This is a genomic window from Alistipes sp. An66 (genome assembly GCF_002161445.1).
Classification (GTDB): Bacteria; Bacteroidota; Bacteroidia; order Bacteroidales; family Rikenellaceae; genus Alistipes; species Alistipes cottocaccae.
On sequence record NZ_NFHT01000003.1, the window covers coordinates 186,134 to 202,283 of the forward strand.

Here is a 16,150-nt window from a genome sequence, read left to right on the forward strand (position 1 = left end):
GAAAGAAACCACACACAACGCAATACCATGAAAGAAGTCAAGAAATGCAGCATATCGGGCGTGGCCTTCACGATGGACATCGATGCCTACGAAACCCTCGACGCCTACCTCGAAAGCCTCAAAAAGAGCTATAAGGAGACCCCCGACGGCACGGAGATCGTCGCCGACATCGAGGCCCGCATCGCCGAACTGATCCTCACCGAACAGGACAATACGCGCGTGGTGGAGATGCCCCTCATCCAGCACATCATCGCACAGATGGGCTCCGCCGAGGATATCTCCGACGAGAGCTCCGACCGCGACCTGCAATACGAAACCCCGCGCATCCCCCGCCGCCTCTACCGCGATACCGAAAACGCCAAACTCGGCGGCGTCTGCGCCGGCATCGGCAAATACTTCGACATCGACCCCGTCTGGGTCCGTCTGACGCTCTTCCTGCCCATGCTGCTCTCCTGTTTCGGCGGGATTCCCTTCCTGTTCTGGTTCGGGCCCGTCTTCGGCAACCTCTTCGGCATCTTCCTGATCTGCTACTTCATCATGTGGTTCGCCGTGCCGGCCGCCCGCACCGCCCGCCAGCGGCTCGAAATGAACGGCGAGAAGATCACCGCCCAGTCCATCGGCGAAGCCACCGCCGCCGCAGCCAGCAACGAACCCGACGCAAAGGCGAAACCCATCGTCGCCGAAGCCGTCTCGCTCTTCGGGAAGATCGTCCTTATCCTGATGAAAATCTTCGCCGGAATCCTCGTCTTCGGACTCATCATGGGCGCCTGCGCCCTGATCATCGGGCTCTTCGCCATCATAATCGGAGGCCCCGAACAGATCCATCTGGAAAAACTCGCCGACTTCTCGCTCTGGGTCCCGATCCTCGGCATCTTCATCGTGCTGATCCCCGTAATCCTGCTCATCTACGTGCTGATGTGTCTGATCGCTTCGCGCAAACCCGGCGGAAAGACCGTGCTGGCGATCTTCCTGCTCTGGATCCTCTCGATCATCGGGTGCTCGGTGATCGCCATACGCGAGGATGTGAGCGCCAAACTCCGCAAGAAAAAAGCCGCCGTGGAGCGGGTCTTCCGCAGCGAATTCATCATCGACGGCGACACCATGACGCTCGAACGCCTGCTGGAAGATTACGACGAGGAGAGCGTTATCGAAGAGGGACGCCGGACCCTCCACATCGCCGTGCCGTCGAAGGAGATCGACATCACCGTGGACAAGAACGAGGGCGAATTGAAGATCAATGCCGACGGCAAGGAGGTCTCGATCCGTGCCGGACAGGATGCCGGCAACCCCGAAGTCTCGGTGCGCGACATCGGGGAGTAACCCCCGGCCCGTCCGACAATACCCGACGCTCCCGGCCCCGCGGAAAACGCCACGCAGCACGGCACTCCGCCGGGGAGTGACCCCGGCCCGTCCGACAACACCCGACCCGCCCGACACCCCCTGCGGTTGTCCGGCGGGTCGTCATTTTCGATCGGTTTCGGCCGGATTTTTGAAAAATACTGAAAAAATCACTAACTTTGGCCGGTTTTGTTTTTAAGCTAATGTGAGTATGGGAGGAATCAAATGTATCGGCATCCTGACCTCCGGAGGCGACGCCCCCGGCATGAATGCCGCAATCCGCGCCGTCACGCGAAGCGCCATCTTCAACGGATTCGCCGTCAAGGGTATCATGCGCGGATACAAGGGTCTTGTATTCAACGAAATCGTGGAGTTCAAGTCGCAAAGCGTCAGCAACATCATCCAGCTGGGCGGCACGATCCTCAAAACGGCCCGATGCAAGGAGTTCATGACCCCCGAAGGCCGCAAACAGGCCCATGACAACATGGTCGCCGCAGGCATCGATGCCCTGGTGGTCATCGGAGGCGACGGTTCGCTCACCGGAGCCAGTCTCTTCGCCGAGGAATACAACGTCCCGATCGTCGGGCTTCCCGGCACGATCGACAACGACCTCGGAGGGACCGATTCGACCATCGGATACGACACGGCCCTGAACACGATCATGGAGGCCGTCGACAAACTCCGCGACACGGCGTCGAGCCACGAACGGCTCTTCTTCGTCGAGGTCATGGGCCACACGGCCGGCTATCTGGCGCTGAACAGCGCCATCGCAACGGGCTCCGAGGCCGCAATCATCCCGGAGATGGAGACCGAAGTGGACCAGTTGGCCGAACTCATCAACCACGGCTTCCGCAAGAGCAAGAACTCGGCCATCGTGATCGTCGCCGAGAACCCCAAGACGGGCGGAGCCACGGCGCTGGCCGAGCGCGTGAAGAAGGAGTTCCCGCAATACGACGCCCGGGTGACGATCCTGGGCCACATCCAGCGCGGCGGATCCCCGACGGCCGTCGACCGGATCCTCGCCTCGCGCATGGGCGAAGCAGCCATCGAGGCGCTCCTCGACGGGCAGCGCAACGTCATGATCGGCACGATGAACGGAAAGATCGTCTACGTGCCCTTCACGAAGGCCGTCAAGCACGACAAGGGCATCGACCGCGCCGCGTTGGAGCTGGTGAAAATACTCTCGATGTAACCCCGGCCGCCACACGGCGACCTTGCAGAATAAACGCATGAATTTCAACGACAAACCCGAACACCGACGCATCAGACGCGTCATCGGGATCGGCAATGCCCTCACGGACATGCTGGTCAACCTGAAAACCGACTCCGTGCTGGGGAGGTTCAAACTGGCAAAGGGCTCGATGAGCCTCGTCGACACCCGGCTCCAAACCGAGATCTCGAAATCGGTCGCCGGACTCCCCTACTCGCTCTCGCTCGGAGGGTCGGCCGGAAACACGATCCGTGCCATGGCGCAGTTGGGATGCAGCGTCGGATTCATCGGCAAGGTCGGACCCGACACGACGGGCGACTTCTTCGTCCAGGCGTTGGAGAACCTCGGGATCGAGCCGATCATCTTCCGCGGCAGGGAGCGTTCGGGCAAGTGCGTGTCGCTGATCTCCGCCGACGGGGAGCGCACGATGGTCACCCACCTCGGAGCAGCCCTGGAACTCTCCGCCGAGGAGATCGAACCGACGATCTTCGACGGGTACGACTGCCTCTACGTGGAAGGTTATCTGGTGCAGAACCACGATCTGATTCTCAAAGCCGCACGCACGGCCAAAGAGTGCGGGTTGAAGGTCGCCATCGACCTGGCCAGCTTCAACATCGTGGCCGAGAACCTCGAATTCCTCCGCGGGCTGGTGCGCGAGCACGTCGACATCGTCTTCGCCAACGAGGACGAGGCCAAGACGTTCACCTGCGAGGCCGAGCCGCTGAATGCCCTGCAAAAGATCTCGGAGATGTGCGAACTCGCCGTGGTGAAGATCGGCACCAAGGGTGCCATGATCAAGCAGGGCGACGAGGTGGTGCACGTGGGGATCATGGCCGCGGCGAAGCGCGTCGACACGACGGGAGCCGGAGACTTCTATGCCGCGGGCTTCATGGCGGGACTCTGCGACGGGCTGTCGCTGCGCCAGTGCGGCACGATCGGGGCCATCACGGCCGGCAAGGTGATCGAGGTCGTGGGCACGACCTTCGGCGAGGAGGCCTGGGCGGATATCCATCGGCTGGTCAGCAAGGTCAAGCACGAGAAATACCTCTTCTGACCTGCGGCAGGAGTGCCTGAAAACGAGAGAACGGACCTTTGCGGGTCCGTTTTTTTGTCGGCATCCGGAAAGGAGGAAAAGAAGGAAACGCAGGAGCACCCGAAGGAAGGAGTGCACGGCCCGGCTTACGCCTCGCCGCACCCGCCGCCGAACAGGCCCCGGGAGATCCCGCAGCGCAGGCGCAGCAGCCAGAGCGCCTTGCGGGGCGACAGTCGGAAGAGATACCCGAAGGCCAGCAGCAGCGTCGCCGCCCATTTGACGCACTCGGCGGCGAAGGCCTTCGGCAGGCGGTGGTCCCGCTGCGCCCGGAGGCGCTGGCTCGCCCCGACGTTCCGGCACAACCGCCGGAAATAGTCGAGGGTGAGTTTCTGCGGCGGGATGATGTGCCACATCACGGCATCGGGAACGTACCAGAGCGTCTCGCCGCCGCGCGTCAGCCGTTCGAAGAAATCACTCTCCTCACCGCCGGTCAGTCGGCCGTTCACACGCCCCAGCGCCGGGTCGAAATCACCGTACTTCGCCACGACCGTCCGCCGGAAGGCCATGTTCCCGCCGCCCGGAATCCGCCCTGCGGGGAACGGCCGCACCTTCGGTCCGAAATCCATCGGGTTGGCGATGGGCTGTTCGGTGTAGCGCGACATCCAGTCGGGGCATCCTTCGGGGTACTCGGCGATGATCCGTCCTCCGGCCGCCACGGCATCGGAATGTGCGTCGAAGAACGAGGCATAGGCCCGCAGAAAACCGGGGTTGATACGCTCGTCGTCGTCGATGACGGCGATCAGCGGCGCCGCGGTCTCCCGAAGCCCCCGGTTGCGGGCGTGCGAGAGCCCCGGGTTCGGTTCGAAAACCATGCGGAGATTGAGCCCCGGATGCTGCGCGGCAAAGGCCGCAAACCGCGCTTCGGTGTCATCCGCCGAGTTGTTGTTCACGACCACGCACTCCCACTCTCCGGGCGGGAGATCCTGCCGCACGACCGACTCCAACGCCGCGATGAGCGGCTGTGCGCGGTTGTGCGTGGCAATTATGAGCGAGATGCGAATCATCGTGCGAATATAACGATTTATCCGTAAAAAATGTATCTTTGCAGCGGTATAAAACGACACGAAGATGCAGAAACTGATGCGCAACCTCCTGCCTGTTCTGGCCGCACTGACGGTCGCGACGGCCTTCGGACAAAAGGTCGCATGGACCGGCACCGCCGAACCGCTCGAAAACAACGAATACCGCATCGTCATCGAGGCGACGATCCCGGCACCCTACCACATGTACGACATGGGTCCCTACGACGGCGGCCCGAACGCCACCTCCATCACCTTCGCCCCTGCGGAAGGGGTTGCCTTCGAAGGCGGGGTCGAGCCCCTCACGACTCCGCACCGCTACTTCGACGAGATGTTCCGAATGGAGATCGGGACCTACGAGGGCAAGGCCCGCTTCGCCCAGCGCGTGCGGCTCTCGGTCCCGCAGGCCGAGGTCAGGGCCGCCATCGAATGGATGATCTGCGACGACAAGAGCTGCATGCCCCCCGAGGATACGGAACTGACGATCGCCATACCTGCCGACGCGAACGCATCGACAGCCCCCGCCGCCGAGGTCGCCCCGGCTTCCGAAACCGCCGCACCTGCCGCGACGAAGGATGCCGCCGGCAGCGGTTCGCTCTGGGGACTGATCATCGAGGCGATCCTCTGGGGATTCGCCGCGCTGCTGACCCCCTGCGTCTTCCCGATGGTGCCGATGACCGTCTCGTACTTCCTCAAAGGCGAGGGTGGACCCGCCATGGGGCGTCTGCGCGCCGCATTGTACGGTCTGTTCATCGTCCTGCTCTATACGGTGCCCATCGCCGCCATCATCCTCATTACGCGGATCCTCGGGGGTGATGCCGTGACGGCCGATATCTTCAACTGGCTCGCCACCCACTGGCTGCCGAACATCCTCTTCTTCCTCATCTTCATGCTCTTCGCCGCCTCGTTCTTCGGGGCCTTCGAGATCACCATGCCCTCGCGGCTGGTCAACAAAACCGACGCGAAGGCCGACACGAAGGGGCTCGGAGGCATCTTCTTCCTGGCCCTGACGCTCGTCCTCGTCTCGTTCTCCTGCACGGGGCCCATCGTCGGGTCGGTGCTCATCAAATCCACCTCCGGGGAGTTCTGGACGCCGATCCTCACCATGCTCGCCTTCTCCGTGGCCTTCGCCCTGCCGTTCACCCTCTTCGCCCTCTTCCCCTCGGTCTTGAAGAAGATGCCCAGGAGCGGCGGATGGTTGAACTCCGTGAAGGTCGTCCTCGGGTTCATCGAGGTCGCTCTCGGCATGAAATTCCTCTCCGTCGCGGACCAGACCTACCACTGGGGGCTGTTGGACCGCGAGATCTACCTCGCCGTCTGGATCGTCGTCTTCTCGCTGCTGGGTCTCTACCTGCTGGGCAAACTCCGCTTTGCACACGATGACGAAGTGAAACACCTCGGCGTCGGACGCCTCGCGCTGGCCATCGTCGTGCTGTCGTTCGTCGTCTACCTGATTCCCGGCATGTGGGGCGCCCCGTTGAAGGGACTCTCGGGATACCTTCCGCCCCTGACGACCCAGGACTTCGTACTCGGGGCCAACACGGCCTCAACCGCCGCTTCCACGGTGCAGGACGGCATCGACGGCAAACCGAAATACAGCGATTTCCTCCACCTCCCGCACGGACTCGAAGGCTTCTTCGACCTCGAGGAGGCCGAAGCCTACGCCGCCCGGGTCGGCAAGCCGCTCTTCATCGACTTCACCGGACACGGATGCGTCAACTGCCGCGAAATGGAGGCCCGCGTATGGTCCGACCCGCAGGTGCTCGACATCCTGCGCAACGAATACGTGATCTGCGCCCTCTATTCGGACGACAAGAAGGTGCTCCCGAAAGAGGAGTGGGTGACCACCGACACCGGCAAAGTCTTGAAAAGCCTCGGCAAGATCAACTCCTACTATGCGCTGAAAACCTACGGCGTGAATGCGCAACCCTACTACGTGCTGCAAGACAACGGCGGGCAGATCCTTGTCGAACCCCGCGGATATGATCTCTCGGTCGAGGGATTCGTCGACTTCCTCCGCAAGGGCGTCGAAGCCTACCGCTCCCGGCAATAGCCGGGGAGGACCGGAAGGAGCGCCGCACAACGAAACCGCCCCTGCTGTTGTTTGCAGCAGGGGCGGTTTCATTTCAATCCTTCGGGGCAGGATTCCCTTGCGGGGAAGGGCTACTTTTTGGTTCGGGTCTCCTCGAAAGCGGCCTTCACCTCCTGCTCCTTTTCATGGCGCTGTTTCGGGGTCGGGGCTTCGCCCTCCTTGACCAGATGGTGGATGTTGCGCTCGAAATTCGCTTCGCACGGCGTGCATTTTTCCTTCTCTTTCATAGGCGGAATTTTTTGGTTACAACCGCCCCGCTGCAAATTGCGGGCCGCAAACGCCCGGACGACACCCCGAAACCCTCACCGCAGCAGGCGCGACGGGGAGAGTTTGAAGCGGAACGTCCGGTCGGCGTAGGGAATCCGGTACTCGTCGCGCGGCAGCGAATACCACGAATCCACACACCCGAGACCCATCTGCACGCCGTCGATGCAGAGCCATACGCACTTGTCGGGCTCGATCTCCGGGAAGTGCAGCTGCTCCTTCACGGGTCCGCAGCTCAACGACTCGGGCGAATAGTGCAGCGCCGAAACCGAGAACGGCGCATCCGACGTGATGCGCAGTCCCCAGCCGTCCGGATCGCTCTGATGCCACCAGCGCACATCGCTCTTCGTGCCGGTCTCCTGCGGCCGGATGTAGGGATAGGGCTGCTCGTCGACCGTCTGGCTGTAAAGCCCGATGAAGGCCGCCGATTTCCGGTCCGCATAGTTCTCGCCCGGGCCGCGGCCGTAGTAGTCGATGCGGTCGAAGTCCTCCGGCATGGCCATCAGCATCCCGAAGCGGAAGAGACGCGGCAGCGACCGGTCCGACGCCTTGCCCTTCACCGTCACGGATTGTTCGACCGAGATCTCCCCGACGTTGTTGACCGCATAGTTCACCGAGAGCGTCGCGGCATAGGCCGGGAAATCATACTGCGCACGGACATGCGCAATGCCCTCCCGGAGTTCATAGTCCAGTGCGGTCAGGCGCAGCTCCGGATTCCGGATCGCCTCGTATTTCCGATGCACGCCGGCTCCGAAGTCGTTGTCCGTCGGCGCCCGCCAGAAGTTCGGACGCAGCACGGCACCCGGTTCCAGACACGGTTTGCCCGCCGCCTCGTAGCGGGTGATGAGTCCGTCGGCGCGACGGATGTCCAGCGTAAAGCATTCCGAGCTGATCCGCAGGTAGTTGCGGTCGGCATCCGAGAGCGTGACGACGGGCTGCGTGAAGCGGTCCGCGGAGCGGTTCGCCAGCGTCAGCGGCGCGAACGTCCAGTCGGAGACGGCCAGCTGGGCCCGGGCCGCGCAATGGCCGGCCCGGAGCCCCGGTTCGGCGCGTTTCAGGCGGTATTCCACGTTCAGCAGCAGCTCGCCCTCCAAACCGTCGAGGTCCAGCGGCAGCGTGAACTCACGCTCCTGCTGCGGAGCCACGTCGAGCCGTTCGACCGTTCCCGTCTGCACGGGGCAGCCGTCGTCCAGAAGCGTCCACAGCAGCGTATAGTTCGACAGGTCGCGGAAGAAGTACTCGTTGAAGACCCGGATTCTCCCGGCCCGCAGATCCACGGGGCGCGTCCAGACGGACTGGTGCTGGAAGGCCACCTCGTCGTAGTGGGGGTTCGGACGCCGGTCGGGCGAGATCAGACCGTTGTCGCAGAAGTTGTTGTCGCTGGCGTCGTAGGGATTGAAGTCGCCTCCGTAGGCGTAGATCCAGCGCCCGTCGCGCTTCACGCGCAACGACTGGTCGACGAAATCCCAGATGAATCCGCCCTGGTACGACGGATATTTGCGGATCAGGTCCCAATACTCCTTGAAGCCGCCCTCCGAATTGCCCATCGCGTGAGCGTATTCGCACTGAATCAGCGGCTTGCGGGGATTGTTCGTCACATACTTCTCGCAACGGTCGTAATCCCAGTACATCGGGCACATGACGTCCGTATTGTCGCCGCCCTCGGCACGCTCGTACTGCACCGGACGCGTCGTGTCGAACGACTTGATCCACCGGTAGCAGGCCGTGAAGTTCCCGCCGTCGCCCGCCTCGTTGCCCAGCGACCAGACGATCACCGACGGATGGTTGAAGTTCCGCAGGACGTTGCGCCGGTTGCGTTCCAGATGCGCCTTGTCGTAGATCGGGTTGCGGGCCAGGGTCTGCTCCCCGTAGCCCATGCCGTGCGACTCGATGTTGGCCTCCGCCACAACGTAGAATCCGTACTCGTCGCAGAGTTCGTACCAGCGGCTGTCGTCGGGATAGTGGCACGTCCGCACGGCGTTCACGTTGGCCTGCTTCATCAGCCGGATGTCCTGCAACATCCGCTCCTCGGTCACGTAGTAGCCCGTTCCCGGATCCATCTCGTGGCGGTTCACGCCCTTGAACAGCACCGGCTGTCCGTTGACCAGCAACTGTCCGTCGCGGATCTCCACGTTGCGGAAGCCCACCCGCACGTGCACGGTCTCCACCTCGCGCCCCGCCGAGCGCAACGACAGCGCAAGCCGGTACAGATCGGGCGTCTCGGCCGTCCATGCCTTCGGATGCTCCACCCCGAGGGTCACCTGCTCCTGCGTTCCGGAGATCCGGCGCGTCTCTCCGGCCACGACGCTCCCGTCGGGCGCCGTGAGCGTCAGGGCGATTTCATCCCCGCGGGCCGCCGTCGGGAAGGTGAGGTCGGCACGCAGCACGCCGCGCGTGAAGCCATCCTCCAACGACGCCGTGCAACGCACGTCGGCGATATGCGCCCGTTCGCGCGAATAGAGGTAGCAGTCGCGCCCCACACCGCTCAAACGCCAGAAATCCTGATCTTCGAGATACGATCCGTCGCACCAGCGGAAGACCTGGAAGGCGATGAGATTGCGCCCCGGCCGGACGTAACGCGTGATGTCGAACTCGGCTTCGAGCTTGCTGTCCTCGCTGTACCCCACGAACGAGCCGTTGACCCACAGCGAGATGTTCGACGTCACCGACCCGAAATGGGCGATGATCTGACGTCCCTTCCACGAAGCGGGAATCTCGATCTCGCGGCGGTACGAACCTACGTGGTTGTTCTCGACGGGCACTTCGGGCGGATTGTTCGGGAACTGCTCGCGCCACGCATAGCCGATGTTCACATACAGCGGGTCGCCGTATCCGTTCACCTCCCAGAGTCCCGGTACGGGCATCGTCGCCCAATGTCCGTCGTTGTAATCCATACGGTAGAAGTCCGTCGGACGCTCGTCGGCGTCTTTCGCCCAGGCAAATTTCCAGTCGCCGTTGAGCGACAGGAAGCGCTCCGAGGCGCTCTTTTCGCCCCGGAGGGCCATCTCCCCGTTCTCGTAGGCGAAGAACGAGGCCCGCATCGGCAGGCGGTTGATCGCATTGACCTGCGGATCGCGCCAGGCATCGCCCTGCGCGAAGGCTCCGCTCCCGCAGAGCAGCAGCAGGCCGGTGGTAAGGGTTCGCAGTTTCATCGGTTGTTTTATCAATTATTTAAAGTTAGGGTTTCGCTTCCGGAGCCTCCGCAGCCGAAGGCGGCATACCGAAAAAGCGGACGTCGGAACCCCGGAAACTCCGTCTCCGGATCAGGGTCCGGCCGAACCGCACTCCTTGTTCCGCAAATATAATAAAAAGGCTCTTAATTTAAATTATTGAAAAACAAAAATCCCGCCGAAATGCCCCGCAAAGCCCTCCGGAAGCCTCCCGACGTGCCGCAAACCCGACCGCAAACGCAGAAAAACAAAAAACTTTATTCGGTTTTCCGGTACAAAATCGTATCTTTGTCATCAATCTCCAACCTCCTTTGCAATGAACAAAAAGAAGAAATGGATCATCACGGCCGTCATCCTGGCTGTTTTCTGTGCGGCCCTCGGCATCTATAACTACTACGGCTCCCGCGCGGTCCCCGAGGACGACGCCGGACGAACCCCTTCGCCGCGCACCAAAAACATCCTCAACGTCAACGGTACCGTCATCCGCACCCAGCCCCTGACCGACGGAATCACCACCGTGGGCAACCTCCTCCCCGACGAGGAGGTCGACCTCTCGTTCGAGACGTCGGGCAAGATCGTCGCCATCAACTTCCAGGAGGGCGCCACCGTGCGCAAGGGCGAACTGCTGGCCAAAGTGAACGACAAGCCGCTGCTGGCCCAGCTCTCGCGCTACGAGGCCCAGCTCAAACTCGCCGAAGACCGCGTCTACCGCCAGAGTGCCCTTCTGGAAAAGGATGCCGTCAGCCAGGAGGCTTACGAACAGGCCCGTACCGAACTGGCCATGCTCAACGCCGACATCGACATCGTGAAATCCAACATCGACCTCACGGAACTCCGCGCGCCGTTCGACGGAATCATCGGTCTGCGCAACGTCAGCGAAGGCGCCTACGCCTCGCCGTCGGTCGTCGTGGCCAAGCTGACGAAGATCTCGCCGTTGAAGATCGACTTCTTCGTTCCGGAACGCTACGCCAGCCAGATCGGACCCGGCACCCGCCTCTCGTTCACCATCGAAGGACGCCAGGAGCGCTTCGAGGCCACGGTCTACGCCACCGAATCGCAGGTCGACGTCACGACCCGCACGCTGGCCGTGCGCGCCCGCTACCCGAATGCCCGGGGACGGCTGCTCCCCGGACGCTTCGCCACCGTCGAGATCCGCATGCACGAGATCCCCGACGCCATCGCCGTACCCACCGAAGCCATCGTCCCCGAAATGGGCATCGACAAGGTCTTCCTCTACCGCAACGGAAAGGCCCACGCCGTCGAGGTAACCACCGGGCTGCGCACCGAATCGAGCATCCAGATCATCAACGGGCTCAACGTCGGCGACACGCTCATCACCTCCGGCACCCTCCAGCTGCGCGAGGGGCTTCCCGTCCGACTCGACAACCTCGACAACCCCGCCTAAAAACGCCGCCGCATGAACATCTCCGAACTCAGCATCCGACGGCCCGTGCTGGCGTCCGTGATGACGATCATCATCCTCCTGTTCGGCTTCATCGGATACAGCTCGCTCGGCGTGCGCGAATACCCGAGCGTCGACAACCCGATCATCTCCGTGCAGTGCTCCTACCCCGGAGCCAACGCCGACGTGATCGAGAACCAGATCACCGAACCCCTCGAACAGAACATCAACGGCATTCCGGGCATCCGCTCGCTGTCGAGCACCAGCCAGCAGGGACAGAGCCGCATCACCGTGGAGTTCGAACTCTCCACCGACCTCGAAACCGCAGCCAACGACGTGCGCGACAAGGTCTCGCGCGCCCAGCGCTACCTGCCGCGCGACTGCGACCCGCCGACCGTGACGAAGGCCGATGCCGACGCCACGCCGATCCTGATGGTCACGATCCAGAGCGACAAACGCTCGCTGCTCGAATTGAGCGAGATCGCCGACCTCACGGTCAAGGAGCAGTTGCAGACCATCAGCGACGTCAGCGGCGTGCAGATCTGGGGCGAGAAGCGCTACTCGATGCGGCTGTGGCTCGACCCGGCGAAGATGGCCGGATACGGCATCACGCCGTCGGACATCAAGGACGCCCTCGACCGCGAGAACGTCGAGCTCCCCTCGGGCAGCATCGAGGGCAACACCACCGAGCTGACGATCCGCACGCTCGGGCTCATGCACACCACGCAGGAGTTCAACGACCTGGTGGTCCGCGAGGAGGACGACCGCATCATCCGTTTGAGCGACGTCGGGCGCGCCGAACTCGGACCGCAGGACACGCGCAGCTACATGAAGATGAACGGCATTCCGATGGTGGGCGTCGTGGTCGTCCCGCAGCCGGGCGCCAACCACATCGAGATCGCCAACGCCGTCTACCAGCGCATGGAGACCATGAAGAAGGACCTCCCGGACGACGTCGTGACCTCCTACGGCTTCGACAACACGCGCTTCATCCGCGCGTCGATCGACGAGGTGAAGCAGACCGTCTACGAGGCCTTCGTGCTGGTGATCATCATCATCTTCCTCTTCCTTCGGAACTGGCGCGTGACGCTCATCCCCTGCATCGTGATCCCGGTCTCGCTCATCGGTACGTTCTTCATCATGTACGTCGCCGGGTTCTCGATCAACGTCCTCTCGATGCTGGCCGTCGTGCTCTCCGTGGGACTGGTCGTCGACGACGCCATCGTCATGACCGAGAACATCTACATCCGCATCGAACGCGGCATGACGCCGCTCGACGCCGGCATCGAGGGCGCCAAGGAGATCTTCTTCGCCGTGATCTCGACCTCCGTGACGCTGATCGCCGTCTTCTTCCCGATCGTCTTCATGGAGGGAATGACCGGACGTCTCTTCCGCGAATTCAGCATGGTGATCTCCGGCGCCGTCGTCATCTCGACCTTCGCCGCTCTGACCATCACCCCGATGCTGGCCACCAAACTCCTCGTGCGCCAGGAGCGCAAAAACTGGTTCTACACCAAAACCGAACCCTTCTTCGAGTGGCTCAACCGCTTTTACAGCTCGACGCTCGCCTCGTTCCTGCGCCGCCGCTGGCTGGCGCTGCCGATCGTGGCGCTGACGCTCGCCCTGATCGGGTGGCTGTGGAGCACCATCCCGGCCGAAATGGCGCCGTTGGAGGACCGGTCGCAGATCTCGGTCAACACCCGCGGATCCGAAGGAGCCACCTACGAATACATCCGCGACTACACCGAGGAGATCAACCGGCTGGTCGACTCGCTCGTTCCCGAGGCCGAATCGGTCATGGCCCGCGTATCGAGCGGTTCGGGAAACGTCCGCATCTCGCTCTCGGACATCGCCACCCGCAAACGCTCGCAGATGGAGATCGCCGAGGAGATCTCGGCCGCCGTGCGGACGAAGACCCGGGCCCGCGCCTTCGTCCAGCAGCAGAGCACCTTCGGAGGCCGCCGCAGCAACATGCCCGTACAGTATGTGCTGCAAGCCATCTCGCTCGAACGCTTGCAGGAGGTGCTGCCCGAATTCATGCGCAGGGTCTACGAAAGCGACGTGTTCCAGATGGCCGACGTGGACCTGAAATTCAGCAAACCCGAAGTGCGCATCGAGGTCAACCGCGACAAGGCCAACCTGCTGGGTGTCTCGACGCGCAACATCGCCCAGACCCTCCAATACGGATTGAGCGGCCAGCGCCTCGGCTACTTCTACATGAACGGCAAGCAGTATGAGATTCTGGCCGAGATCAACCGCCAGCAGCGCAACAAACCCTCCGACCTGCGTTCGATCTACGTGCGCAGCGACAAGGGCGAGATGATCCAGCTGGACAACCTCATCTCGCTGGTCGAGAACGTCGCGCCACCGCAGCTCTACCATTACAACCGCTTCCTCTCGGCCACGGTCTCGGCCGGTCTGGCCAAGGGCAAAACCATCGGGCAGGGGCTCGACGAGATGGACCGCATCGCCGCCGAGACGCTCGGAGACGACTTCCGCACGGCGCTGGCCGGCGATTCGAAGGAGTTCCGCGAGAGTTCGTCGAGCCTGATGTTCGCCTTCATTCTGGCCATCGCGCTCATCTACCTGATCCTCGCGGCGCAGTTCGAGAGTTTCAAGGACCCGCTGGTCATCATGCTCACCGTGCCGCTGGCCATTGCCGGAGCGCTGGTCTTCATGTGGAACGCCGGCCAGACGATGAACATATTCAGCCAGATCGGCATCATCATGCTCATCGGCCTGGTGGCCAAGAACGGTATTCTGATCGTCGAGTTCGCCAACCAGAAGCAGGAGGCCGGCATCGACAAGCTGCACGCCATCGAAGAGGCCGCGCAGCAGCGTCTGCGACCGATTCTGATGACCAGCGCCTCGACGGTGCTGGGCATGCTGCCGCTGGCCGTCGCCACGGGCGAGGGCGCCAACGGACGGATCGCCATGGGTGTGGCGGTCGTGGGCGGCATGGTGGTCTCGACGCTGCTGACGCTCTACATCGTCCCGGCCATTTACAGCTATGTCTCGACGGACCGGATCCGCAAATCGAAAAAGAAACAGGCATGAAACGCATCATTCTGACGTTCGGATTGCTGGGAGCCTGCCTGACGGCTCCGGCACAGGAACTCCCGGCACAGGGTGCCGCCGCTTCCGGAGCGTACGCCGAGAGCGAACCGCTGACGCTGCGGCGGTGTCTGGAAATCGGGCTCGAACGCAACTACGACGTGCGCATCGTCCGCAACGACGAGCGCATCAGCGACAACAACGCCACGGCCGCCAATGCCGGCATGCTCCCGACGGCGGACCTCTCGGCCGGCTACACCGGGACGTGGGACAACAGCCGCACGACGGCGCTCCGCGACGGCGGCGAGAGTTCCGAAACGAACGTCTACGACCAGACGGCCAGTGTGGGCGTCGCCGTGAACTGGACGCTCTTCGACGGATTCCGCATCCGGACGAACTACCGCCGGTTGAAGGAGTTGCAGGAGATGGGCGCCCTGCAAACCCGCATCACCATCGAAGACTTCATGGCCAGCCTCACGGCCGAATACTACAACTATATCCAGCAGACGCTGCGTTTGCAGAATTTCCGCTATGCCGTGGCGCTCTCGCGCGAACGGCTCCGCATCACCGAGGAGCGCTTCCGCGTCGGCAGCTTCTCGCGGCTCGACCTCCTGCAAGCCCGCGTGGACTTCAACGCCGACAGCTCGCAGTACATGTCGCAGCAGGAGGTCGTCACGGCCTCGCGCATCCGCATCAACGAGCTGCTGGCCAACGAAAACCTCAACCGGCAGATCGCCATTCAGGACTCGGCGATCCGGGTCAATGCCGCCCTCGACTGGGACCGTCTGCTGGAACGGACGCTGGCGACCAACGCCTCGCTGCTGCTGGCCGGGCACGACACCTCGGTCGCCGAACTCGACCTGAAAATCATCCAGGCGCGCAACTACCCCTACGTGAACCTCTCGACCGGCTACGGATACGCCTACAACCACTACGGAACGGGGACGAACCGCTCGCGCGGAACGCTCGGGCTGAATGCCGGGGTATCGGTGGGTTTCACGCTCTTCGACGGGAACCGCCGGCGCGAACAGCGCAACGCCCGGATCAGCATCGAGAATGCGGAGCTGACCCGCCAGCAGTTGGAGCAGTCGCTGCGGGCCGATCTGTCGAACTTCTGGCAGGCCTACCGCAACAATCTGGAAGTGATCGTGCTGGAAAAGGAGAACCTTGTGGCGGCACGCGAGAACTACGAAATCGCCATGGAACGCTATCGGCTGGGCGACCTGCCGGGCATCGAGATGCGCGAGGCGCAGAAGAGCCTGCTGGATGCCGAGGAGCGTATCCTCACGGCGCAATACAACACGAAACTCTGCGAAATCTCGTTGCAGCAGATCAGCGGCAACGTCATGATCTATCTCGAATAGGCGGCACCCGCATCGGGCCTTACGCAGGAGCGGTTCCGAGGTCAGGAATCCGTCCGGCAGGCCCCCTTCAAAGACCAGTCATCCAAGAGGCCCCGGCAATCCGGGGCCTCATTCGCACCCCGCGGTCGCCCGGTTTCAGCCGGA

10 protein-coding genes are annotated in these 16,150 nt (G+C 62.8%); 7 read left to right on the forward strand and 3 right to left on the reverse strand.

Going from position 1 to position 16,150, the window contains the following annotated elements:
- Positions 1 to 27: 27 nt before the first annotated feature.
- From B5G16_RS03790 to B5G16_RS03800, 3 genes are all read left to right on the forward strand, one after another.
- Positions 28 to 1,320, forward strand: coding sequence for a PspC domain-containing protein (locus tag B5G16_RS03790; RefSeq protein WP_087261283.1), 1,293 nt, complete (start codon positions 28 to 30; stop codon positions 1,318 to 1,320).
- 229 nt (positions 1,321 to 1,549) lie between these two features.
- Complete coding sequence (gene pfkA / locus B5G16_RS03795) at positions 1,550 to 2,530, forward strand: 6-phosphofructokinase (protein WP_087261286.1); 981 nt, start codon at positions 1,550 to 1,552, stop codon at positions 2,528 to 2,530.
- 70 nt (positions 2,531 to 2,600) lie between these two features.
- A complete protein-coding gene (locus B5G16_RS03800) occupies positions 2,601 to 3,602 on the forward strand; it encodes an adenosine kinase (protein WP_087261437.1) in 1,002 nt (333 codons plus the stop codon).
- A 125-nt stretch (positions 3,603 to 3,727) separates the two neighbouring features.
- Here the strand turns inward: B5G16_RS03800 and B5G16_RS03805 are convergent, their stop codons facing one another.
- Positions 3,728 to 4,645, reverse strand: coding sequence for a glycosyltransferase family 2 protein (locus tag B5G16_RS03805; RefSeq protein WP_087261289.1), 918 nt, complete (start codon positions 4,643 to 4,645; stop codon positions 3,728 to 3,730).
- A gap of 64 nt (positions 4,646 to 4,709) precedes the next feature.
- On the opposite strand from B5G16_RS03805, the gene B5G16_RS03810 reads away from it, so the two are divergent.
- Positions 4,710 to 6,713 carry a protein-disulfide reductase DsbD family protein gene (locus B5G16_RS03810; protein WP_087261293.1) on the forward strand — a complete coding sequence of 668 codons (2,004 nt, stop codon included), beginning with the start codon at positions 4,710 to 4,712 and terminating at the stop codon, positions 6,711 to 6,713.
- A gap of 110 nt (positions 6,714 to 6,823) precedes the next feature.
- Here the strand turns inward: B5G16_RS03810 and B5G16_RS12770 are convergent, their stop codons facing one another.
- Both B5G16_RS12770 and B5G16_RS03815 read right to left on the reverse strand, forming a co-directional pair.
- A complete protein-coding gene (locus B5G16_RS12770; RefSeq protein WP_204227998.1) occupies positions 6,824 to 6,979 on the reverse strand; it encodes a hypothetical protein in 156 nt (51 codons plus the stop codon).
- A gap of 75 nt (positions 6,980 to 7,054) precedes the next feature.
- The gene (locus B5G16_RS03815) at positions 7,055 to 10,168 is read right to left on the reverse strand and encodes a glycoside hydrolase family 2 TIM barrel-domain containing protein (RefSeq protein WP_087261296.1); all 3,114 of its coding nucleotides are present in this window, start codon (positions 10,166 to 10,168) and stop codon (positions 7,055 to 7,057) included.
- A 334-nt stretch (positions 10,169 to 10,502) separates the two neighbouring features.
- Here B5G16_RS03815 and B5G16_RS03820 point away from each other — a divergent pair, with 334 nt between their 5' ends.
- The 3 genes from B5G16_RS03820 to B5G16_RS03830 are packed head-to-tail and all read left to right on the forward strand — an operon-like array spanning position 10,503 to position 16,006.
- Positions 10,503 to 11,591 (forward strand): efflux RND transporter periplasmic adaptor subunit, encoded by a 1,089-nt coding sequence (locus B5G16_RS03820; protein WP_087261299.1) that lies wholly within the window; start codon positions 10,503 to 10,505, stop codon positions 11,589 to 11,591.
- Between the two features lie 12 nt (positions 11,592 to 11,603).
- Positions 11,604 to 14,645: an efflux RND transporter permease subunit gene (locus B5G16_RS03825; RefSeq protein ID WP_087261302.1), complete on the forward strand. Its 3,042-nt coding sequence runs from the start codon at positions 11,604 to 11,606 to the stop codon at positions 14,643 to 14,645.
- The gene (locus tag B5G16_RS03830) at positions 14,642 to 16,006 is read left to right on the forward strand and encodes a TolC family protein (protein WP_087261305.1); all 1,365 of its coding nucleotides are present in this window, start codon (positions 14,642 to 14,644) and stop codon (positions 16,004 to 16,006) included. The genes B5G16_RS03825 and B5G16_RS03830 overlap by 4 nt, the downstream gene beginning before the upstream one ends.
- Positions 16,007 to 16,150 lie beyond the last annotated feature (144 nt).